The organism is Enterobacter sp. ENT03, assembly GCF_019218745.1.
GTDB lineage: Bacteria > Pseudomonadota > Gammaproteobacteria > Enterobacterales > Enterobacteriaceae > Enterobacter_D.
Map to the genome: position 1 here is coordinate 26,055 of NZ_JAHUXA010000012.1, position 22,634 is coordinate 48,688.

The window sequence follows — 22,634 nt, forward strand, 5'->3', positions numbered from 1 at the left end:
GGAGTTGCAATAGCATGCCACTATTGAACTACGGCAAAGCAGGGGAGAGAACATGACGCAGCCTTTGACTGGAAAACATATTTTGATTGTTGAGGACGAACCCGTTTTCCGTTCACTGTTGGATTCATGGCTCACTTCTTTAGGCGCGACCACCTCACTGGCACTGGATGGCGTCGATGCGCTTGAAACCATGAAGACGGTAAGTCCAGATTTAATGATTTGCGATCTCGCCATGCCACGAATGAACGGTCTGCAACTCGTGGAACATTTGCGCAATCAGCGCGATCAAATTCCGATACTGGTTATTTCTGCTACAGAAAATATGGCAGACATTGCCCGTGCATTACGCCTTGGCGTACAGGATGTATTACTTAAACCGGTAAAAGATCTTAATCGTTTACGTGAAACGGTATATGCCTGCCTCTACCCCAATATGTTTAATTCGAGGGTTGAGGAAGAAGAACGCCTCTTTCAGGACTGGGATGCGCTGGTTAGCGATCCACAGGCCGCGGCGAAATTACTGCAAGAGTTGCAGCCGCCGGTTCAGCAACATATCTCAAATTGCCGCATTAATTATCGCCAGTTGGTTTCCGCCGATCAGCCGGGTCTGGTGTTGGATATTGCAGCACTCTCTGAAAAAGACCTCGCTTTTTATTGTCTTGATGTCACCCGTGCCGGGGATAACGGCGTGTTAGCCGCATTATTACTGCGGGCATTGTTTAATGGTTTATTACAGGAACAACTCTCCCATCAGCGTCAGCGGTTACCTGAGTTGGGAAGTTTGTTAAAGCAAGTAAATCAATTACTCCGCCAGGCTAATTTACCCGGTCAGTTCCCGCTGCTGGTTGGCTATTATCATCATGAGCTAAAAAACCTCATTCTGGTGTCGGCAGGCCTTAATGCCACATTGAATACGGGTGAGCATCAAATTCAGATCAGCAATGGTGTCCCCCTCGGCACGTTAGGAAATACCTATTTGAACCAGGTTAGCCATCGCAGCGAAGCGTGGCAGTGTCAGGTCTGGGGCGCGGGTGGACGGTTACGATTAATGCTGACTGCGGAATGAGCAAACGCAGCGGCGGGTTGATTTACCTTTACCCGCCGTTCTCCCCCTGGTGTTACTATCTGCGCAGTATTATAAGTAATTGTCTTAATTAAGCCTGAATGCGTTCATTTCAGACCCGGCTCACAGCAGGGTACTGATATACTCTTACGCGTGATTCATTATGTACATGTTCCCAGTGTGAACATTCCAGGAGATTTTCAATGGCTGCCCTTAATTCAAAAGTAACGAAAGCAGTTATCCCGGTTGCGGGATTAGGAACCAGGATGTTGCCAGCAACTAAGGCCATCCCAAAAGAGATGTTGCCGCTGGTTGACAAGCCATTAATTCAGTATGTCGTCAATGAATGTATCGCTGCGGGTATTACTGAGATTGTGCTGGTAACTCACTCCTCTAAAAACTCTATTGAAAACCACTTCGATACCAGTTTTGAACTTGAAGCTATGCTGGAAAAACGCGTTAAGCGTCAGCTACTTGAAGAAGTTCAGTCTATTTGTCCGCCGCACGTAACGATTATGCAGGTGCGTCAGGGGCTGGCGAAAGGTCTGGGTCACGCTGTGCTGTGTGCCCATCCGGTTGTCGGCAATGAGCCGGTAGCGGTGATCCTGCCAGACGTTATTCTGGATGAATTCGAATCCGATCTTTCTCAGGATAACCTGGCCGAAATGATCCAGCGCTTTGATGAAACGGGCTGCAGCCAGATTATGGTGGAGCCGGTAGAAGACGTGACCGCGTATGGCGTTGTGGACTGCAAAGGCGCACAGCTGAAGCCAGGCGAGAGCGTGCCGATGGTAGGCGTGGTAGAGAAGCCTAAAGCTAACGTAGCACCGTCTAATCTCGCGGTAGTGGGACGTTATGTCCTCAGCGCAGAGATCTGGCCACTGCTGGCGAAAACGCCTCCAGGAGCCGGTGACGAAATTCAGCTGACCGACGCCATTGATATGCTGATCGAGAAAGAAACCGTTGAAGCGTACCACATGAAAGGCAAGAGCCATGACTGCGGTAATAAGCTTGGATATATGCAGGCTTTCGTTGAATACGGTATCCGTCATAAAGCACATGGCGAAGAATTTAAAACCTGGCTGGAAGAGTCCATGGGTTTTAAGAAGTAAAGCTGTAATACGCAGGCTTTACCACGGCCGGAGATTACGTCGCACCCTGCGGAGTATCTCCGGCTTTTTTATTGCTGGTTGTTACGGTCCATCCTATTTACGATTGCGCAACGCCACGGCAGTGGATAATAGTCGGCTGGTGTTGGGTTATAGAAGAAGGGGATGCCTGGTTTTTAGCCAGTCTGGTGTCCGGTGCAATAACAATAAACAGTATTGTTCGTGTGATCCGCAGGCAAAAAAAATCCCGCCAGCGGCGGGATTTCAGTATAGGAGCGGAGATTTAGCCCTTGATAAGGAAATCTTCCAGTTTTTTACCTTGCTCGTCCATGGCTTTCTTAATAACAGCCGGAGTACGACCCTGGCCGGTCCAGGTTTTTTCTTCGCCGTTCTCGTCGATGTAGCTATATTTAGCCGGACGTGCAGCGCGCTTAGCTTTAGTACCGACTTTAGCGGCAGCCATGCTATTCAGCAGTTCGTTCGGATCAATACCGTCAGCAATCAGCATTTCACGATATTGCTGCAGCTTACGCGTACGTTCTTCGATTTCTGCTGCCTGAGCGTTTTCTTCTTCACGACGCTCATTTACAACAACTTCTAATTTTTCCAGCATTTCTTCCAGCGTCTCAAGAGTGCATTCTCTTGCCTGTGCACGAAGAGTACGGATGTTGTTCAGAATTTTAAGTGCTTCGCTCATTGTAGTAATCTCAAACTTATAATGGGGTGGTTTGTTGAGCTAATAATAGAGCGTTAATTTGCGTTGTGCAATAGCTGGCAATGTAAGGAATTCAAAATGAGCTGTTATTTATTCGCTTTATTAATTGCGCTATCTTAAATTTCTTACGAGATGTCAGGCAAAAAAAGCTTATCCACAAGCACTATCATACCGCCTCGCTGCCCCCTTGCAGGGCAATTTTCCGATTAATCGACAAAGCGTTATAGATACTGTGGATAAATATCAACCTTTCCTATTAGTCACCCTCCGGCAACGTAAGCGCAAATCATTAATATTCCCTGGCCCCATGCCGAAATCATGGATTTTAAAAGCATAAAATGTGACTTATTGTGAATAGCGCTGACGTTTCTTTGGCAGGAACAGCAACAAACGAAGAGCAGGTTGTATATCCAGGATAACGCCTGGCATCGCCACCACAGAGTTTGCGCACAGACGCAGCGATGACCCGATAAAATATGGTACTATCGCGCCCTGAAATATTTTTACTTAGATCGGGGTCTGGCGGCCAATGGCACAGCTTTATTTCTATTATTCAGCAATGAATGCGGGGAAATCTACCGCATTGTTACAGTCATCCTACAATTATCAGGAACGCGGAATGCGGGCGGTGGTTTACACGGCGGAAATTGATAACCGTTTCGGCTCTGGTAAAGTGAGTTCGCGTATTGGCCTCTCATCGCCCGCTAAGTTGTTCAATCAGCAATCGGTGCTGTTCGAGGAAATTAGCGCTGAGCATGCGCGTGAGCCGGTACATTGCGTGCTGGTGGATGAAAGTCAGTTCTTAACCCGCCAGCAGGTGCATGAGTTATCAGAAGTGGTAGATCAGCTCGATATTCCTGTGCTTTGTTATGGTCTGCGTACCGATTTCCGTGGCGAGTTGTTTACCGGCAGCCAGTATTTGCTGGCCTGGTCTGACAAACTGGTGGAATTAAAAACCATCTGTTTCTGTGGTCGCAAAGCCAGCATGGTTTTACGCCTTGACGAGTCAGGTCGTCCTTATAACGAGGGTGAGCAGGTGGTTATTGGGGGTAATGAGCGTTATGTCTCGGTGTGTCGCAAGCATTACAAGGATGCGCTCGCTGAGGGCTCGCTGACGGAGATCCAGCAGCGGGTGCGGGGGTAAACCTGTCTCAGGCGAGAAATCGTCTTACAGCGCTTCTCAGGCCATAAAAAAACCCGCCATCAGGCGGGTTTTTCATTAGAGCAGCAGGTTAAGCGGTTTTCTTCGCTTTTTTGTCTGCTTTGATCTGAACAGCTTCTGCCGGAGCAGTGGCGGTATCACCTTCTTTGAACTCACGTCCGTAGTAGGTATCCAGCAGGATCTGTTTCAGTTCAGCAATCAGCGGGTAACGCGGGTTAGCACCAGTACACTGGTCATCAAACGCATCTTCGGACAGTTTGTCCACATGCGCCAGGAAGTCAGCTTCCTGAACACCGGCTTCGCGGATTGATTTTGGAATGCCCAGTTCAGCTTTGATGCTTTCCAGCCATGCCAGCAGTTTCTCGATCTTCGCCGCGGTGCGGTCGCCCGGTGCGCTCAGACCCAGGTGGTCAGCGATCTCTGCGTAACGACGACGAGCTTGCGGACGGTCATACTGGCTGAACGCAGTCTGTTTAGTCGGGTTATCGTTCGCGTTGTAACGGATAACGTTAGAGATCAGCAGGGCGTTCGCCAGACCGTGAGGAATGTGGAACTGTGAACCCAGTTTGTGTGCCATAGAGTGGCATACGCCCAGGAAGGCGTTAGCAAACGCGATACCCGCGATGGTGGCAGCATTGTGTACACGTTCACGCGCGACCGGGTTTTTAGCACCGTCGTTATAGGACGCTGGCAGGTTCTCTTTGAGCAGTTTCAGTGCCTGCAGAGCCTGACCGTCAGAGAATTCGCTCGCCAGCACGGAAACGTAGGCTTCCAGTGCGTGGGTCACGGCATCCAGACCACCGAAAGCACAGAGTGACTTCGGCATATCCATGACCAGGTTGGCATCAACAATCGCCATATCCGGGGTCAGGGCGTAGTCAGCCAGCGGGTATTTCTGACCGGTAGCATCATCGGTAACTACAGCAAACGGTGTGACTTCAGAACCGGTACCGGAAGTGGTGGTGACCGCGATCATTTTCGCTTTCACGCCCATTTTCGGGAACTTGTAAATACGTTTACGGATGTCCATAAAGCGCAGCGCCAGTTCTTCGAAGTGGGTTTCCGGATGTTCGTACATCACCCACATGATTTTCGCGGCGTCCATCGGGGAACCACCGCCCAGCGCGATGATCACATCTGGTTTGAAGGAGTTCGCAAGCTCAGCACCTTTACGTACTACAGACAGCGTTGGGTCAGCTTCAACTTCAAAGAACACTTCAGTTTCCACACCAGCTGCTTTCAGTACAGAGGTGATCTGGTCAGCGTAACCGTTGTTAAACAGGAAGCGGTCAGTGACGATCATCGCACGTTTGTGACCATCAGTAATCACTTCGTCCAGCGCGATTGGCAGTGAGCCACGGCGGAAGTAGATAGATTTCGGAAGTTTATGCCACAACATGTTTTCAGCTCGCTTAGCAACGGTTTTCTTGTTGATCAGGTGCTTAGGACCAACGTTTTCAGAGATGGAGTTACCACCCCATGAACCACAACCTAGAGTCAGGGAAGGCGCGAGTTTGAAGTTGTACAGGTCGCCGATACCACCCTGAGAAGCAGGGGTGTTGATCAGAATACGTGCGGTCTTCATTTTGTCGCCGAAGAATTTCACACGTTCTGGCTGGTTATCCTGGTCGGTGTACAGGCAAGAGGTGTGGCCGATGCCGCCCATCTCAACCAGTTTTTCCGCTTTAACTACGGCGTCTTCGAAATCTTTCGCGCGGTACATGGCCAGTGTCGGGGACAGTTTTTCGTGAGCAAACGGCTCGCTGTCATCAACAATGGAAACTTCGCCGATGAGGATTTTGGTATCAGCCGGTACAGTGAAGCCTGCCAGCTCAGCGATTTTGGTCGCCGGTTGGCCAACGATTGCAGCGTTCAGTGCGCCATTTTTCAGGATGATGTCCTGAACAGCTTTCAGTTCCTGGCCCTGCAGCATGTAGCCGCCGTGGCTGGCGAAACGTGCACGCACAGCGTCATACGCTGAATCCACAACGATGACCGACTGCTCGGAGGCACAAATTACGCCGTTATCGAAGGTTTTGGACATCAGGATAGAAGCCACGACACGTTTAATGTCGGCAGTTTCGTCCACAACGACAGGGGTATTACCGGCACCTACGCCGATCGCCGGTTTACCGGAGCTGTACGCTGCTTTAACCATGCCCGGGCCGCCGGTCGCCAGGATCATATTAATATCCGGGTGATGCATCAGGGCGTTAGATAGTTCAACAGACGGTTGGTCAATCCAGCCAATCAGATCTTTCGGCGCACCCGCAGCGATTGCTGCCTGCAGGACAATGTCAGCCGCTTTGTTAGTGGCGTCTTTTGCACGTGGGTGTGGGGAGAAGATAATACCGTTACGGGTCTTCAGGCTGATCAGAGATTTGAAGATCGCAGTAGAGGTTGGGTTGGTGGTCGGTACGATACCGCAGATGAGGCCGATAGGTTCAGCGATAGTGATAGTCCCGAAAGTGTCGTCTTCAGACAGCACACCGCAGGTCTTCTCATCTTTATAGGCGTTGTAGATATATTCAGAAGCGAAGTGGTTTTTGATCACTTTATCTTCAACAATGCCCATGCCGGATTCGGCAACCGCCAGTTTGGCCAGCGGGATACGAGCATCAGCAGCGGCCAGAGCGGCAGCGCGGAAGATCTTATCGACTTGTTCTTGAGTAAAGTTGGCATATTCACGCTGGGCTTTTTTCACGCGTTCGACGAGTGCGTTAAGTTCAGCGACATTAGTAACGGCCATAATGCTCTCCTGATAATGTTAAACTCTTTTAGTAAATCAACTGCTAACACGTCAGTATAGTCAAGACCAACAAAAGACTGATGGGGCCTTGAGATTCAATTAGTTAACTACGATGTTGCACCCCTGATTTACTAAAAGAGCCTGACCTAAGCATCGAACTCGCTTGACGCTGTTCTCCCTGGCGGCGTAAGCAAGGTTACTCACTTCTGAGTAGCGAAATCATGATCCAGATCAAGATTCATCCAAGCTGACACCTTTCAGCAGGGTGTTTTTGGTCATATGCAGTAATTGTTACTGCTTCAGGGGTAATAGTGCTTAGAGATTATCATATTCAATACAATTTTATAACATAGTGGGATGGTGACGTTTTAAATGATTTTCCTGGTGAACTATGCTGGTAAAAAGCGTATCTTCAGCACGGATTTTTCAGGGATTTATGCCTTCAGCCTTGCTACCATGCGGAGCCGACCGTGATTCAGACGTTGTTTGACTTTCCAACCTATTCAAAATTTTTTATTGGATTATTTGCTCTGGTAAACCCGGTGGGCATTATTCCCGTCTTTATTAGCATGACCAGTTACCAGACGGCGGCAGCACGAAACAAAACCAACCTGACGGCGAACTTGTCTGTTGCCATTATCTTGCTGACGTCGCTCTTTCTTGGTAACGGTATTCTGCAACTTTTTGGCATCTCCATAGATTCCTTCCGCATCGCTGGCGGTATCCTGGTCGTCACCATTGCGATGTCGATGATCAGCGGCAAGCTAGGTGAAGATAAACAGAATAAGCAGGAGAAGTCGGAGACGGCGATCCGCGAAAGCATTGGCGTCGTTCCGCTGGCGCTACCGCTGATGGCCGGTCCTGGGGCTATCAGCTCCACTATTGTCTGGGGCACGCGATACCACAACTGGATGCACTTGTTGTGCTTTTCTATTGCCATCGCCTTGTTTGCGCTGTGCTGCTGGGGCGTTTTTCGTATCGCGCCCTGGCTGGTTCGTTTGTTAGGGCAGACCGGAATAAACGTTATTACCCGCATTATGGGGCTGCTGCTGATGGCCTTGGGGATAGAATTTATCGTAACCGGTATTAAGGCTTTGTTCCCAGGATTGCTGACGTAAGATTAACCTTGCAAGGGGCAGCGCGATTTTTATTCATTATCAGTAAAACTTATAACTAAAGTTGAAAATTACTTCAAATATAATAAATTGCGTTGTCGTTCATTACTTCATATTTTTCATTTAGTTATCTCTCACCGCCGCCGGGCGGTGGTCATAATAAACGCACTCGTCGTGTTATTTCTCTCACATGATACTCTTGGGCTTGCTGTCAGATAATCGAAATGATATTAGTAATTTCATCACGCAGGCAGATGAATGTGCTAATTAGTCGCCAATTGTTACTTTTTTGTGTAAAAAATAATCAGCTTCACAAAAAAGCAAACCTGACGACCCGGCAACGCGATAAGCGACTGAACTCAATAAGTTTATTGATGAACTGGTGATCTCAACGCCTGTCTTCACACGCTTTTTGTCTGCCATAAAAGAGAATTGCTTAACAAATTTGCAAAATGTATTGGCGACGGATTGGTGCTTTTGGTACTTTCCGGCCTTATATTTCGTGGACAAATAATATAGATGAGAATCATTTTCATATGACTCTTGTCAGGACAGAACAGACGCATCTCAGTACAGGGGAGGTGCGCAGTGATCGACAGAAGGATGCCGTTCGAGTATCCGGTAATAATAAAAGTCGGTGATAGCAAAAAGTAAAAAAAAACGCCTGGCGGTAGCAAAAGCTCCTGCACTGCACAGGAACCCGAAAAGGGTAAGAACAGGCTGGCGCTCGCGCCAGTAATTATAATGATCGGAGTCACAACACAATGTCCATCATCACAAAGAAAAGCCTAATCGCGGCAGGGATCCTGACTGCACTCATCGCCGGCAATGTTGCTATGGCGGCAGACGTACCAGCGGGCGTTCAGCTGGCAGAAAAACAAGTATTAGTACGTAACAACGGCGCTGAGCCACAATCCCTTGATCCAAACAAAATCGAAGGCGTGCCTGAATCAAACGTCAGCCGCGATTTATTTGAAGGTCTGCTGATCACCTCTCCAGTGGACGGACATCCGATCCCGGGTGTAGCTGAAAAATGGGAAAACAAAGATTTCAAAGTCTGGACTTTCCATCTGCGAAAAGATGCGAAATGGTCCAACGGCGAGCCTGTCACCGCACAGGATTTCGTATACAGCTGGCAGCGTCTGGTGGATCCAAACACCGCATCGCCATACGCAAGCTACCCGCAGTACGGTCACATTCTTAACGTTGATGCGATCATCGACGGTAAAATGAAGCCGAGTGAGCTGGGTGTTAAAGCCATTGATGATAAAACGCTGGAAGTGACGCTGAGCGAGCCAGTGCCTTACTTCTATAAACTGCTGGTTAACCCGGCTATGTCGCCGGTGAACAAAACCGCGATTGAGAAATTTGGCGAAAAATGGACGCAGCCAGCCAATATCGTTTCCAACGGTGCGTTTAAATTACAGGATTGGGTGGTTAACGAACGTATCGTAATGGTGCGTAACACCAACTACTGGGACAACGCGAAAACCGTTCTTGACCAGATCACTTTCCTGCCAATCTCCTCGGAAGTCACCGACGTCAACCGCTACCGCAGCGGTGAGATTGACATGACCTATAACAACCTGCCGATCGAACTGTTCCAGAAGCTGAAAAAAGAGATCCCGCAGGAAGTTCACGTTGATCCGTATCTGTGCACCTACTACTACGAAATCAACAACCAGAAAGCCCCGTTCAACGATGTGCGTGTACGTACCGCACTGAAGCTGGGTCTGGATCGTGACATCATCACCAATAAAGTGAAAGCGCAGGGTGACCTGCCGGCCTTCGGTTACACGCCGCCTTATGCTGACGGCGCGAAATTCACTAAACCAGAGTGGTTCACCTGGACCCAGGAAAAACGTAACGAAGAAGCGAAAAAACTGCTGGCGGAAGCGGGCTATACCAAAGATAAGCCGCTGTCTTTCAACCTGCTGTACAACACCTCCGATCTGCATAAGAAACTGGCTATCGCCGCCTCGTCTATCTGGCAGAAAAACCTCGGTGTTAACGTTAAGCTGGTAAACCAGGAGTGGAAAACCTTCCTCGATACCCGTCACCAGGGTAACTACGACGTCGCTCGTGCAGGCTGGTGTGCGGATTATAACGAACCGACTTCCTTCCTGAATACCATGCTCTCTGGCAGCTCGATGAACACCGCGCACTATAAGAGTCCGGCGTTCGACAGCATTATGGCTGAATCTGTAAAAGCCAGCGATGAAGCGCAGCGCAGCGCGCTGTACGACAAAGCAGAGCAGCAGCTTGGCAAAGACTCTGCCATCGTTCCGGTGTATTACTACGTGAACGCCCGCCTGGTGAAACCTTGGGTAGGCGGTTATTCTGGTAAAGACCCGATGGATAACGTGTACGCTAAAGATCTGTACGTTATCAAACATTAATGGCAATTCGTGGGGCAGGGCGTCACCGTAATTTATCGCGGTAACGCTTTGCCCCATCGTGTCTTATTTCATCGCACACCAAGGCACAGGCCAGAAGGTACGGGCAATGTTGAAATTTATTCTACGTCGTTGTCTGGAAGCAATTCCGACACTCTTAATCCTTATCACTATTTCCTTCTTTATGATGCGTCTTGCGCCGGGTAGTCCGTTTACCAGCGAGCGCGCACTGCCACCGGAAGTAATGGCGAATATCGAAGCGAAATACCATTTAAACGATCCCATCATGACGCAGTATTTCAGTTATCTGAAACAGCTGGCGCAGGGGGATTTCGGTCCGTCTTTCAAATATAAAGACTATTCCGTTAACGATCTGGTAGCTTCAAGCTTCCCGGTGTCTGCGAAATTAGGGGCAGCAGCCTTCCTTCTCGCCGTCATTTTTGGCGTCACGGCGGGGGTTATCGCGGCACTCAAACAAAATACCAAATGGGACTACACGGTAATGGGCTTTGCCATGACCGGGGTGGTTATTCCGAGCTTTGTGGTGGCCCCGTTGCTGGTATTAATATTCGCGATCACGCTGAAATGGTTACCCGCTGGCGGCTGGAACGGTGGCGCGCCGAAATTCATGATCCTGCCGATGGTGGCATTATCACTGGCGTATATCGCCAGCATTGCGCGTATCACCCGCGGCTCAATGATTGAAGTGCTGCATTCAAACTTCATTCGCACCGCGCGCGCGAAAGGGTTACCGATGCGTCGCATTATTTTGCGTCACGCCCTGAAACCGGCGTTATTACCCGTGCTCTCATATATGGGACCGGCTTTTGTCGGCATCATTACCGGCTCAATGGTTATCGAAACCATTTACGGTCTGCCGGGTATCGGCCAGCTGTTCGTTAACGGTGCGCTCAACCGCGATTATTCGCTGGTGCTGAGCCTGACGATCCTGGTAGGGACGTTAACTATTCTGTTCAACGCGATTGTTGACGTGCTGTACGCCGTTATCGATCCGAAAATCCGTTATTAACGCTGGAGTACGCCATGATGTTAAGTAAGAAAAACAGCGAGGCGCTGGAAAACTTCAGTGAGAAACTCGAAGTCGAAGGGCGTAGTTTATGGCAGGATGCGCGCCGTCGCTTTATGCATAACCGCGCCGCCGTTACCAGTCTGATCGTACTGGTATTAATTGCGCTGTTTGTGGCGCTGGCCCCTGCGTTATCCCAGTTCAGCTATTTCGATACTGACTGGGGCATGATGTCCAGCGCGCCGGACATGGAATCGGGTCACTACTTTGGTACTGACTCGTCCGGACGCGATCTGCTGGTCCGTGTGGCTATCGGCGGGCGTATCTCCCTGATGGTGGGGATTGCTGCGGCGCTGGTGGCCGTGGTGCTTGGCACGTTATACGGTTCGCTTTCCGGCTATCTCGGCGGCAAAGTGGACTCCGTGATGATGCGCCTGCTGGAGATCCTCAACTCCTTCCCGTTCATGTTCTTCGTTATTCTGCTGGTGACCTTCTTCGGGCAAAACATTTTGCTGATCTTTGTCGCTATCGGCATGGTGTCCTGGCTGGATATGGCGCGTATCGTTCGTGGCCAGACCCTGAGCCTGAAACGCAAAGAGTTTATCGAAGCCGCCCAGGTTGGCGGGGTTTCCACCTTTAATATCGTCGTACGTCATATTGTGCCAAACGTGCTGGGCGTGGTGGTGGTTTACGCCTCGCTGCTGGTACCGAGCATGATACTGTTTGAATCCTTCCTGAGCTTCCTCGGCCTCGGTACGCAAGAGCCGCTGAGCAGCTGGGGCGCGCTGCTGAGTGATGGCGCGAACTCCATGGAAGTTTCACCCTGGTTGCTGCTGTTCCCGGCGGTATTCCTGGTCGTGACCCTGTTCTGTTTCAACTTTATCGGCGATGGCCTGCGTGATGCCCTCGACCCGAAAGATCGTTAAGGAGCGCTGTAATGAGCATGACTGAAATCGCATCGACGTCTCAGGCGCAGCACACTGCCGACATCCTGCTGGATGTCAAAGATCTGCGGGTGACGTTTAAAACCCCGGACGGCGACGTCACGGCGGTGAACGACCTTAACTTCAGCCTGAAAGCCGGTGAAACCCTGGGTATTGTGGGTGAGTCGGGTTCAGGTAAGTCGCAGACCGCGTTTGCGCTGATGGGCCTGCTGGCGTCTAACGGCGTGATCGGCGGATCGGCGAAATTTAATGGCCGTGAGATCCTCAATCTGCCAGAGCACGCGCTTAACAAATTGCGCGCTGAGCAGATTTCGATGATTTTCCAGGATCCCATGACCTCGCTGAACCCCTATATGCGGGTTGGCGAGCAGTTAATGGAAGTGCTGATGCTGCACAAAAACCTCGGCAAAGCCGCGGCTTTTGAAGAGTCAGTACGCATGCTGGATGCTGTGAAAATGCCGGAAGCGCGTAAGCGTATGCGGATGTACCCGCATGAGTTTTCTGGCGGTATGCGTCAGCGCGTGATGATCGCCATGGCACTGCTGTGCCGGCCAAAACTGCTGATTGCCGACGAACCGACCACCGCGCTGGACGTTACCGTTCAGGCGCAGATCATGACGTTGCTCAATGAGCTGAAACGCGAATTTAACACCGCGATTATCATGATCACCCACGACCTCGGTGTGGTCGCCGGTATCTGCGATAAAGTGCTGGTGATGTACGCCGGGCGCACCATGGAGTACGGTTCGGCGCGAAATGTGTTTTATCAGCCGGCGCACCCGTACTCCATTGGTCTGCTCAACGCCGTGCCGCGTCTGAACGCCGAAGGCGAAGCACTGCTGACCATTCCGGGCAACCCGCCAAACCTGCTGCGTCTGCCGAAAGGCTGCCCGTTCCAGCCGCGCTGCCCGCACGCAATGGAAATTTGTCACACCGCGCCGCCGCTGGAAGAATTCGCCCCAGGCCGCCTGCGCGCCTGCTTTAAGCCGGTGGAGGAACTGGTATGAATGCGCTGACCGAAGAAAGAAAAGTCCTGCTGGAAATTGCCGATCTTAAAGTACATTTCGACATCAAAGACGGCAAACAGTGGTTCTGGCAGCCATCCAAAACCCTGAAAGCCGTCGATGGCGTGACGCTGCGTCTGTATGAGGGCGAAACCCTGGGCGTGGTGGGCGAATCCGGCTGCGGTAAATCGACCTTTGCCCGTGCCATTATTGGCCTGGTGAAAGCCACCGACGGTAAAGTGGCGTGGCTGGGGAAAGATTTGCTGGGCATGAAGCAGGAAGAGTGGCGCGACGTGCGCAGCGATATTCAGATGATTTTCCAGGATCCGCTGGCGTCGCTGAACCCGCGTATGACGATCGGGGAAATCATCGCTGAGCCACTGCGCACCTATCAGCCGAAAATTTCCCGCCAGGAAGTGCGCGAGCGTGTGAAGGCGATGATGCTGAAAGTCGGCCTTTTGCCGAACCTCATCAACCGCTACCCGCACGAGTTTTCCGGCGGTCAGTGCCAGCGTATCGGCATCGCCCGTGCGCTGATCCTTGAGCCGAAGCTGATTATTTGTGATGAACCGGTGTCGGCGCTGGACGTGTCTATCCAGGCGCAGGTGGTGAACCTGCTGCAAAAATTACAGCGTGAAATGGGGCTGTCGTTGATCTTTATCGCCCATGACCTGGCGGTAGTGAAACACATCTCCGACCGTGTGCTGGTGATGTATCTCGGTCATGCGGTAGAGCTGGGCACCTACGATCAGGTGTACCACAATCCGCTGCACCCCTACACCAAAGCATTGATGTCGGCGGTACCGGTGCCGGATCCGGATCTGGAAAGAAACAAGCAGATCCAGTTGCTGGAAGGGGAACTGCCGTCGCCTATCAATCCGCCATCGGGCTGTGTGTTCCGCACCCGCTGTCCGATTGCCGGTCCGGAATGCGCGAAAACCCGTCCGTTACTGGAAGGGAGTTTCCAGCACGCGGTGTCCTGTCTGAAGGTAGATCCGCTGTAATCGGACTAAAGCGAGCCCGGCGGCTTAGCGCAGGCCGGGTAAGCGCAGCGCCACCCGGCAAAGAAGCAATAAAAAGGGCTGACAGTTGTCAGCCCTTTTCACATTAAGACGCAGATTATTCACGCCACAGAATATGGCACAGCTTATGATCTTTTTCGCGGCACAGCAGCACGCGGGCGAAAATATCGTTCAGCTCGCCGCCATCGGTATCCGCCAGACCAATCACCACTTCCGAGAAGAAATCCGGGTTCAGGTCATAATCGACATGTTCCTGCCAGTCTTCCGCCGGATCGAACAGTTCGGCACCGCCGCGCTCTTCAAACTGCAAGTTAAAAAGGATCACATCTGCCGGATCGAGGTTATCAACCGCCAGTTCGAGAAAAATGTCGTAAGCCTGCTCAAGCGTTTCGTCTTCAGTCAGACGATTGTTCAGATCCATTTCCATGATGACTACCTGGTTAACCACTGTTGGGCACGTTTTACAGCAACGGGCTGAAGAAGTAAAACAGTCGCTCAGTGATCCGTTGCCACAACGGGCGTTTAACCCACAGTCTGGCATCCAGCATCCGTGAACGCGAAATATAATCGTCCTGTACCGACGCCAGATCGGCGCCAAATCCGGCATCATCGATCACCAGCGTGATCTCAAAATTAAGCCACAGGCTGCGCATATCAAGATTCACGGTGCCTATCAGGCTCAGTTCGCCGTCCACCAGCACGCTCTTGGTATGCAGCAATCCGCCTTCAAACTGATAGATTTTCACCCCGGCCGCCAGCAGTTCGGCGAAGAACGCACGGCTGGCCCAGCCCACCAGCACCGAGTCATTTTTACGCGGCAGAATAATACTCACGTCCACCCCACGATGCGCCGCCGTGCAGATAGCATGCAGCAGGTCGTCGCTCGGTACGAAATAGGGGGTGGTCATGATCAAATATTCACGCGCAGAATAGACAGCGGTCAACAACGCCTGATGGATCAAATCCTCCGGGAAGCCGGGGCCGGAGGCGATGGTATGGATGGTGTGCCCGCTGGCCTGCTCGAACGGCATGATGTTGGCATCCGGCGGCGGCGGAAGAATACGTTTACCGGTTTCGATTTCCCAGTCGCAGGAATAAACAATGCCCATCGCTGTGGACACCGGGCCTTCCATGCGCGCCATCAAATCGACCCACTGGCCGACGCCTGCATCCTGTTTAAAGAAACGTGGATCGACCATGTTCATGCTGCCGGTGTAGGCAATATAGTTGTCGATCATCACCATTTTGCGGTGCTGGCGTAAATCCATGCGGCGCAGGAACACACGCATCAGATTCACTTTCAGCGATTCCACCACCTCGATGCCTGCATTGCGCATCATATTGACCCATGGGCTGCGGAAATAATTCACGCTGCCCGCGGAATCCAGCATCAGTCGACAATGCACACCGCGACGGGCAGCGGCCATCAGCGATTCTGCAACCTGATCGGCCATCCCTCCGGGCTGCCAGATATAAAACACCATCTCAATGTTATGGCGTGCCAGCTGGATGTCGCGGATCAACGCCTGCATCACGTCATCGGTACTGGTCAGCAGCTGCAGCTGGTTGCCTTTTACGCCACCAATTCCCTGGCGGCGCTCGCAGAGTTTAAACAGCGAAGCGGCAACGTCGCTGTTTTCTTCAGCGAAAATATGCTTGCAGGCTTTCAGATCGTTTAACCATTTGGCGGTGGAGGGCCACATCGCACGCGCGCGCTCAGCGCGTCGCTTACCCAGATGCAGTTCGCCAAAGGAGAGATAGGCAATAATACCCACCAGCGGCAGGATATAGATAACCAGAAGCCAGGCCATGGCGGAGGTCACAACGCGCCGTTTCATCAGGATGCGTAACGTTACACCTGCAATCAGGAGCCAGTATCCCAAAATGACCAGCCAACTCACCAGCGTGTAGAAGGTTGTCATAAAAAATCCTTTTGAATGCGTGATGCCATGAGTTTACGCATAAGCATTCAACAGGCAAATAAAAACCGCTGACAAAAGCGCTGGTATGCCCCGGTCAAGGGTCTATAATGCGGGCTTCATTATTGTAAGAGTTACCATCATGAAGCGTAGTAGACCAGAAGTAGGGCGCTGGCGTATGGTCCGCCAGGCGAGCCGCCGTAAAGCGCGCTGGCTGGAAGGGCAGTCACGTCGAAATATGCGCATTCACTCGATCAGAAAATGCTTACTCAACCATCATCGTAATTCGTTGTTGTTTGCGTTCAGGGAAGTCTGATCCCAAGGGCACCGCCAGCCGGTGCCCCCTGTTTTCAGCGTCTTAAAATACTTTGCGGAACGGCTTCACCGACACCTTCTGATAGACTCCCGCCGCCACATACGGATCGGCATCCGCCCAGGCGGTGGCTTCTTCCAGCGATGCGAATTCTGCGATCACCGTTGAGCCGGTAAAGCCTGCCGCGCCCGGTTCGTTGCTGTCCACCGCTGGCATCGGCCCGGCAGTCAGCAGACGACCTTCATCACGCAGCAATTGCAGACGGGCAAGGTGCGCCGGACGTACTGACGAGCGTTTTTCCAGCGAATCAGCGTTATCTTCAGCGTAAATCACATAAAGCACGGGCAAGCTCCTTAGTTTATAAAGTCGCGAGTTACGTTAAGTGAAAGTATTCATGACTGCAACGCAAAGTTAGCGAAGGTGTTAACAACCTTGATTTACATGCGCTAATTATCTGGATTAAACCCACTAAATGCACGATCGAGGTGATGGCTTGTTGAATATGATTGCTATTTGCATTTAAAATCGGAGCCTGGTTTTTTAACTGATACGATTATGACCTCAATGACCTTTGATACACCTCGCCGCATTGCCTGGCCGACGCTGCTGTCCATTGGTGTTCACGCCGCTGTGGTGGCAGTGGTGCTCTATAGTTCCGTAAAACAGGTTATTGAACTGCCTGCGCCTTCGCAGCCTATCTCTGTCACCATGGTTTCGCCTGCTGAACTGGAGCCGCCACAGGTGGCACCGCCACCGGAACCGGTGGTTGAGCCGGAACCTGAGCCTGAGCCAGAACCTGTTCCGGAGCCGCCCAAAGAAGCGCCGGTGGTGATCGAAAAACCGAAGCCAAAACCGAAACCTAAACCGAAGCCAAAACCAGAGAAACGTGTTGAGCAGCCGAAGCGTGACGTGCGACCAGCTGAGCCACGCCCGAGCGCGCCGGTACAGAGTTTAGCCCCGCGTCCGACGACCACGCCGGCTCCGGCACAAAGCCGACCGGTCAATAACGCCCCGGCCGGACCGCGCGCCATCAGCCGTAGCGATCCGCAGTATCCGACACGCGCACAGACGCTGCGTATTGAAGGTCGTGTAAGGGTTAAGTTTGACGTCACATCCGCTGGCCGTGTGGAAAATGTGCAGATAATCGACGCCACGCCGCGCAATATGTTTGAGCGCGCAGTAAAAGATGCAATGCGTAAATGGCGCTATGAGCCGGGCAAACCGGGCAACGGCATTACCGTTAACATCGTGTTCCGTATGAACGGCGGCACGTCGATGGAATAACCGGCCTGCGGGCAAAAAAAAGCCTCCCCTTCAACAGGGAGGCTTTTTTAATGGCTGCGATTCAGGACAATGTCGGCAGGGCGCGAGGTTTTCCTTCGCTGTCCACGGCCACATAGATAAACAGCGCTTCAGTGGCTTTGTAGCGCTGACCAATCGGCTCTGAGGAGACTTTCTTCACCCATACTTCTACATTGATGGTCACGGAGGTGTTGCCGCGTTTAACGCAGCGGGCATAACAGCACACCACATCACCGACGGCGACCGGGCGCAGAAAAGTCATGCCATCGACGCGCACCGTCACCACACGACCCTGGGCGATCTCTTTTGCCATGATCGCGCCGCCCATGTCCATCTGCGACATCAACCAGCCACCAAAAATATCACCATTCGCGTTGGTATCCGCAGGCATGGCCAGCGTGCGTAAAACCAGTTCTCCCTGCGGAGCATCGTTTGTTGTGGTCATTATTTTCTCACTGTATACGCGTCAGGATTTATCTTCAGTCGGCATGTGGCGGTAAATATAAATTCCGCTCAGCAAGGTGAAAATCAGCGTTAAGGCCGACAGGCCAAACACTTTAAAGTTAACCCAGATATTTTGCGGCAACCAGAACGCGATATAAATATTCGCCAGTCCGCACAGAATAAAGAACACCGCCCAGGCGATATTCAGTTTCGACCAGACGTGCTGCGGCAGGGTGAGTTCTTTACCCAGCATGCGCTGGATCAGCGGCTTTTTCATTACCCACTGGCTGAATAACAGCGCGCCGGCGAACAGCGCATAAATCACCGTCACCTTCCATTTAATAAATTCATCGTTATGGAAGAACAGCGTTAAGCCGCCAAATACCGCCACCAGTACAAAGGTAATCAGCGCCATTTTTTCCACTTTGCGATAACGCACCCAGCTGTAGATTAACACTACTGCGGTGGCGACGATCAGCGCGGCGGTTCCGGCATAAATGTCGTACAGCTTATAAAACGCGAAAAAGACAATCAGCGGCAGAAAATCAAGAAACTGCTTCATTCTTTAATTCCGATAGTAATACCCGTCGACGTGAAGGCCGACGGGTGAATGTTAAGGACGGATCAGCATATAGAGGCGGAAAAGATAAATCAGCAGCACGGCAGAGATTAAGTTACTCACCGTGTTCGCCACTACGGCGCCAACGGTTGGCGTCAGGGCGGCAAAGCTTGAGGCAACCATCAGCAGCACGGTTTTTGCCAATAGCCAGCCGACAATCGCCGGTGCGACCAGACGCATATTCGCCCAGGCCAGGCGCATGCTGGTACGCAACGCGGCGAAGACACCCATTTTCTCCTGCACCAGCATGATCGGCGCAAACGACAATACGATGGCCAGCAGCACGCCCGGCACGACAATCATCATAATGCCCACCTGCACCAGCAGGGTGGTGATGAAAATCAGCGCGAACAGCTTCGGCAGCACCGGAGCGCTGGCGCCAATGGCCCGCAGGGCGCTGACGCGCTGTCCGGCAGAAATCAGCTGGATCATCAGCAGTACACCACCCGCCAAAATGGCGTTACCGATAAGCCCGGAGAACGTTGAGGCCGCCGACGCGCGCAGCAGAACCTGTTGCTGCTCAGGGGTCATATTTTGCACCAGTTCCATCAGGCCGACGCTACCGGACAGATTATCGCCCTCGCTCAAAATCGACAGTTGTTCCTCACTGGGCGAAAAAACATGACCAAGCATCACCGTGATAAATGCACATAACAACGCGATCAGCAGAATAGTAACGAACTGATTACGAAAAAAATTTCCCGTGTCACGGTAAACGGACTTCGCCGTGATAGACATGCCCTCTCCTTGAGTTAAGCAGGTGTTTATTCAGGGGGGCGATTGTACCCTGGTTGACCCGCAAGTGGCAGCATCAAGGGACGTATGGAAAAGCATATCTTTGTAAAGCGGGAGTAAGGGTTGCCGGATACGCACAAAAGGTAAAAATTGATCCAGACCGGTAAAAGCCGTTTTGCAGGAATGAGCCATAAAATTAATCCAGATCAACAAAGGTTAAATTATTGGTTTAAATGTGATCTGTGACAGATCACTTTCTACTTCGATGTGGGTATATTCACCGCGCAAATAAAACCACATCAAAGGAGTGGAGATGAAAAAGTTAGCTTTGGCAGCGCTGGTAATGGCAGGTTTTTCCGCAAACGTTTATGCCCACGAAGCGGGTGAATTCTTTATCCGCGCCGGTTCCGCTACCGTGCGCCCGACCGAAGGCTCGGATAATGTGCTGGGCAGCCTGGGCGGTTTTAACGTTGATAACAATACCCAACTGGGCCTGACCTTTACGTATATGGCGACCGATAACGTTGGCGTCGAGCTGCTCGCTGCCACGCCGTTCCGTCACAAAGTGGGTACCGGGCCGACCGGCGATCTGGCGACCGTTCACCATTTACCGCCGACATTAATGGCGCAATGGTATTTTGGTGACGCCAACAGCAAAGCACGTCCTTATATCGGCGCGGGCGTCAACTACACCACGTTCTTTGATGAAAAATTCAACGACACTGGCAAAGCGGCGGGCTTGTCAGATCTGAGCCTGAAAGATTCCTGGGGTCTGGCGGGTCAGGTAGGGCTGGATTATCTGGTCAACCGCGACTGGCTGTTGAACATGTCGGTCTGGTATATGGACATCGATACCGATGTTCGTTTCAAAGCGGGCGGTCAACAGCAGAGCGTGAATACCCGTCTTGATCCATGGGTATTTATGTTTGGCGCAGGTTATCGATTCTGACAGGGAACAGGCCGCCTGATAATTCCTCAGGCGGCGTATGATTTTAGTGCGGTAAGGTTGCGGCTTTCAGACCCTGAACAAAGGCTTTCAGCTCCGCCAGCATGGCGCTGGAATTATCGAGATTTTTCTCGATAATTTTCACAATGGCCGAGCCGGAGATCGCCCCGGCAGCACCGGCGTCCAGCGCAGCCGTCACCTGCGCCGGGGACGAAATACCAAATCCCTGTAATGCCGGCGCGGCATTATATTCACGCAGTTTATCCACCAGATGATTCAGCGGCAGCGCGGTGCCATTCTCTGATCCAGTCACCCCGGCACGGGACAGCAGGTAGGTATAGCCGCGACCATAAGAGGCGATCTGGCGCAGCAGGTCATCATCAGCATTCGGCGGGCAGATAAAAATCGGTGCCACGTTGTGGCGCAGCGCCGCCTGACGGAACGGGGCAGACTCCTCCACCGGCACATCCGCCACCAGCACAGAATCCACACCGGCTTTTTCACACTGTGCGTAAAACTCGTCAACGCCACGGCTGAATACCAGATTGGCATACATCAGCAGGCCAATCGGCATATCCGGGTATTTCTGGCGCACGGTGGTCAGAATTTCAAAGCACTGCGCCGGAGTAACGCCTGCGGCAAAAGCGCGCAGCGTGGCGTTTTGGATCGTCGGGCCGTCCGCCAGCGGATCGGAGAACGGAATACCCAGCTCAAGCGCATCTGCGCCTGCTTCGATCAGCGTGTCGATAATTTTCAGCGACTGCTCAGGAGAAGGATCACCCAGCGTCACGAAGGGAACAAACGCGCCTTCCTTGCGATCCTTCAGGCGTTTAAACAGGTTTTCATAGCGTTCCATTACATTTCCCCTCGCGCTTTCAGAATATCGTGAACCGTAAAGATGTCTTTATCACCACGCCCGGACAGGTTAACCACCAGCAGCTGCTCTTTTTCCGGGTTTTCGCGGATCATTTTCAGTGCATGCGCCAGTGCGTGAGAAGATTCCAGCGCCGGAATAATCCCTTCGCTGCGGCACAACAGTTTAAAGGCATCCAGCGCTTCATCATCAGTAATCGACACATAATCCGCACGTCCGATGCTGTTAAGATGGGCATGCTGCGGGCCAACGGACGGGAAATCCAGCCCGGCAGAGATCGAATAGGATTCTTCAATCTGGCCGTCTTCCGTCTGCATCATCGGCGATTTCATACCAAAGTAGATGCCGACACGACCATGCTTGAGCGGCGCGCCGTGCTCGCCAGATTCGATACCGTGTCCGGCAGGTTCAACGCCGATAAGCCCGACGCTGGTGTCGTCAATAAAGTCAGCAAACATGCCGATAGCGTTAGAGCCGCCGCCAACACAGGCGATCACCGCATCCGGCAGACGACCCTCTTTTTCGAGGATCTGCGCTTTGGTTTCTTCGCCGATCATGCGCTGGAATTCACGCACAATGGTCGGGAAAGGGTGCGGACCCGCGGCGGTACCCAGCATATAGTGCGCGGTATCGTAGCTGCCGGACCAGTCGCGCAGCGCCTCGTTACAGGCATCTTTCAGCGTGGCGGAACCGCTGTGTACCGGGATCACTTCCGCGCCCATCAGACGCATACGGAAGACGTTCGGCGACTGGCGCTCCACATCTTTTGCGCCCATATAGATACGGCATTTCAGGCCGAGCAGGGCGGACGCCAGCGCTGACGCCACTCCGTGCTGTCCGGCGCCGGTTTCGGCGATGATTTCCGTTTTGCCCATTTTCTTCGCCAGCAACGCCTGACCCAACACCTGGTTAGTCTTATGCGCGCCGCCGTGCAGCAAATCTTCACGCTTGAGGTACAGCGTGGTTTTGGTGCCTGCCGTCAGGTTCTGGCATTTAGTCAGCGCCGTCGGGCGACCCGCATAGTTTTTCAGCAGGTCAGTAAACTGCGCCTGGAATTCAGGATCTTTTTGCGCGTTAACAAAAGCTTCTTCAAGCTGACGCAGGGCGGGCATCAGGATCTGCGGCACGTACATACCGCCAAACTCGCCGAAATAGGGATTCAGTAATGTTGTCATG

At 52.1% G+C, this 22,634-nt stretch carries 22 protein-coding genes and 1 pseudogene; 12 read left to right on the forward strand and 11 right to left on the reverse strand.

The window, feature by feature from the left end:
* Positions 1–52 precede the first annotated feature (52 nt).
* Positions 53–1,066 carry a two-component system response regulator RssB gene (rssB, locus tag KW828_RS15140; protein WP_218337103.1) on the forward strand — a complete coding sequence of 338 codons (1,014 nt, stop codon included), beginning with the start codon at positions 53–55 and terminating at the stop codon, positions 1,064–1,066.
* 200 nt (positions 1,067–1,266) lie between these two features.
* A complete protein-coding gene (gene galU / locus KW828_RS15145; protein WP_218337105.1) occupies positions 1,267–2,175 on the forward strand; it encodes a UTP--glucose-1-phosphate uridylyltransferase GalU in 909 nt (302 codons plus the stop codon).
* A 280-nt stretch (positions 2,176–2,455) separates the two neighbouring features.
* On the opposite strand, the gene hns is transcribed toward galU, so the two are convergent.
* Positions 2,456–2,869 (reverse strand): histone-like nucleoid-structuring protein H-NS, encoded by a 414-nt coding sequence (gene hns, locus KW828_RS15150; protein ID WP_072568647.1) that lies wholly within the window; start codon positions 2,867–2,869, stop codon positions 2,456–2,458.
* A 547-nt stretch (positions 2,870–3,416) separates the two neighbouring features.
* Between hns and tdk the strand changes: the two genes are divergently transcribed.
* Entirely contained in the window at positions 3,417–4,031 is a 615-nt protein-coding gene (tdk, locus tag KW828_RS15155; RefSeq protein ID WP_218337107.1) for a thymidine kinase, read from the forward strand.
* An 88-nt stretch (positions 4,032–4,119) separates the two neighbouring features.
* On the opposite strand, the gene adhE is transcribed toward tdk, so the two are convergent.
* Positions 4,120–6,798, reverse strand: a complete 2,679-nt coding sequence (adhE, locus tag KW828_RS15160; protein ID WP_218337108.1) for a bifunctional acetaldehyde-CoA/alcohol dehydrogenase — start codon at positions 6,796–6,798, stop codon at positions 4,120–4,122.
* A 470-nt stretch (positions 6,799–7,268) separates the two neighbouring features.
* Between adhE and KW828_RS15165 the strand changes: the two genes are divergently transcribed.
* The 6 genes from KW828_RS15165 to oppF all read left to right on the forward strand — a co-directional run bounded on the left by KW828_RS15165 (position 7,269) and on the right by oppF (position 14,288).
* Positions 7,269–7,916, forward strand: a complete 648-nt coding sequence (locus tag KW828_RS15165; protein ID WP_218337110.1) for a YchE family NAAT transporter — start codon at positions 7,269–7,271, stop codon at positions 7,914–7,916.
* A gap of 761 nt (positions 7,917–8,677) precedes the next feature.
* On the forward strand, positions 8,678–10,312 hold the full coding sequence (gene oppA, locus KW828_RS15170) for an oligopeptide ABC transporter substrate-binding protein OppA (RefSeq protein ID WP_218337111.1): 1,635 nt from the start codon (positions 8,678–8,680) through the stop codon (positions 10,310–10,312).
* A 106-nt stretch (positions 10,313–10,418) separates the two neighbouring features.
* A complete protein-coding gene (gene oppB, locus KW828_RS15175) occupies positions 10,419–11,339 on the forward strand; it encodes an oligopeptide ABC transporter permease OppB (protein WP_218337113.1) in 921 nt (306 codons plus the stop codon).
* A gap of 14 nt (positions 11,340–11,353) precedes the next feature.
* Positions 11,354–12,262: an oligopeptide ABC transporter permease OppC gene (gene oppC / locus KW828_RS15180; RefSeq protein WP_072568642.1), complete on the forward strand. Its 909-nt coding sequence runs from the start codon at positions 11,354–11,356 to the stop codon at positions 12,260–12,262.
* Between the two features lie 11 nt (positions 12,263–12,273).
* A complete protein-coding gene (locus tag KW828_RS15185) occupies positions 12,274–13,287 on the forward strand; it encodes an ABC transporter ATP-binding protein (protein ID WP_218337114.1) in 1,014 nt (337 codons plus the stop codon).
* Positions 13,284–14,288, forward strand: a complete 1,005-nt coding sequence (gene oppF / locus KW828_RS15190) for a murein tripeptide/oligopeptide ABC transporter ATP-binding protein OppF (RefSeq protein ID WP_088218646.1) — start codon at positions 13,284–13,286, stop codon at positions 14,286–14,288. The genes KW828_RS15185 and oppF overlap by 4 nt, the downstream gene beginning before the upstream one ends.
* Positions 14,289–14,403: 115 nt before the next feature.
* Here the strand turns inward: oppF and KW828_RS15195 are convergent, their stop codons facing one another.
* Both KW828_RS15195 and cls read right to left on the reverse strand, forming a co-directional pair.
* Complete coding sequence (locus KW828_RS15195) at positions 14,404–14,733, reverse strand: HI1450 family dsDNA-mimic protein (protein ID WP_072568639.1); 330 nt, start codon at positions 14,731–14,733, stop codon at positions 14,404–14,406.
* A 34-nt stretch (positions 14,734–14,767) separates the two neighbouring features.
* Entirely contained in the window at positions 14,768–16,228 is a 1,461-nt protein-coding gene (gene cls / locus KW828_RS15200) for a cardiolipin synthase (protein WP_218337115.1), read from the reverse strand.
* A 139-nt stretch (positions 16,229–16,367) separates the two neighbouring features.
* Here cls and KW828_RS15205 point away from each other — a divergent pair, with 139 nt between their 5' ends.
* Positions 16,368–16,541 (forward strand): YciY family protein, encoded by a 174-nt coding sequence (locus KW828_RS15205; protein WP_218337117.1) that lies wholly within the window; start codon positions 16,368–16,370, stop codon positions 16,539–16,541.
* A gap of 42 nt (positions 16,542–16,583) precedes the next feature.
* Here the strand turns inward: KW828_RS15205 and KW828_RS15210 are convergent, their stop codons facing one another.
* Positions 16,584–16,880 (reverse strand): YciI family protein, encoded by a 297-nt coding sequence (locus KW828_RS15210; protein ID WP_218337119.1) that lies wholly within the window; start codon positions 16,878–16,880, stop codon positions 16,584–16,586.
* A gap of 222 nt (positions 16,881–17,102) precedes the next feature.
* Here KW828_RS15210 and tonB point away from each other — a divergent pair, with 222 nt between their 5' ends.
* A complete protein-coding gene (gene tonB / locus KW828_RS15215; RefSeq protein ID WP_218337234.1) occupies positions 17,103–17,822 on the forward strand; it encodes a TonB system transport protein TonB in 720 nt (239 codons plus the stop codon).
* Positions 17,823–17,883: 61 nt separating this feature from the next.
* On the opposite strand, the gene yciA is transcribed toward tonB, so the two are convergent.
* The 4 genes and pseudogenes from yciA to KW828_RS22150 all read right to left on the reverse strand — a co-directional run.
* A complete protein-coding gene (gene yciA / locus KW828_RS15220; protein WP_218337120.1) occupies positions 17,884–18,285 on the reverse strand; it encodes an acyl-CoA thioester hydrolase YciA in 402 nt (133 codons plus the stop codon).
* A gap of 21 nt (positions 18,286–18,306) precedes the next feature.
* Positions 18,307–18,846, reverse strand: coding sequence for a septation protein A (locus KW828_RS15225; RefSeq protein WP_218337121.1), 540 nt, complete (start codon positions 18,844–18,846; stop codon positions 18,307–18,309).
* A 51-nt stretch (positions 18,847–18,897) separates the two neighbouring features.
* On the reverse strand, positions 18,898–19,641 hold the full coding sequence (locus tag KW828_RS15230; protein ID WP_218337122.1) for a YciC family protein: 744 nt from the start codon (positions 19,639–19,641) through the stop codon (positions 18,898–18,900).
* 30 nt (positions 19,642–19,671) lie between these two features.
* Positions 19,672–19,773 (reverse strand): annotated as a pseudogene (locus KW828_RS22150) (YkgJ family cysteine cluster protein); the annotation flags it as partial.
* 178 nt (positions 19,774–19,951) lie between these two features.
* On the opposite strand from KW828_RS22150, the gene ompW reads away from it, so the two are divergent.
* Positions 19,952–20,587: an outer membrane protein OmpW gene (ompW, locus tag KW828_RS15235; RefSeq protein WP_218337123.1), complete on the forward strand. Its 636-nt coding sequence runs from the start codon at positions 19,952–19,954 to the stop codon at positions 20,585–20,587.
* 43 nt (positions 20,588–20,630) lie between these two features.
* Here the strand turns inward: ompW and trpA are convergent, their stop codons facing one another.
* Positions 20,631–21,440 carry a tryptophan synthase subunit alpha gene (trpA, locus tag KW828_RS15240; protein WP_218337124.1) on the reverse strand — a complete coding sequence of 270 codons (810 nt, stop codon included), beginning with the start codon at positions 21,438–21,440 and terminating at the stop codon, positions 20,631–20,633.
* On the reverse strand, positions 21,440–22,633 hold the full coding sequence (trpB, locus tag KW828_RS15245; protein ID WP_218337125.1) for a tryptophan synthase subunit beta: 1,194 nt from the start codon (positions 22,631–22,633) through the stop codon (positions 21,440–21,442). Before trpB ends, trpA begins: the two co-directional genes overlap by 1 nt.
* Position 22,634: the final 1 nt, after the last annotated feature.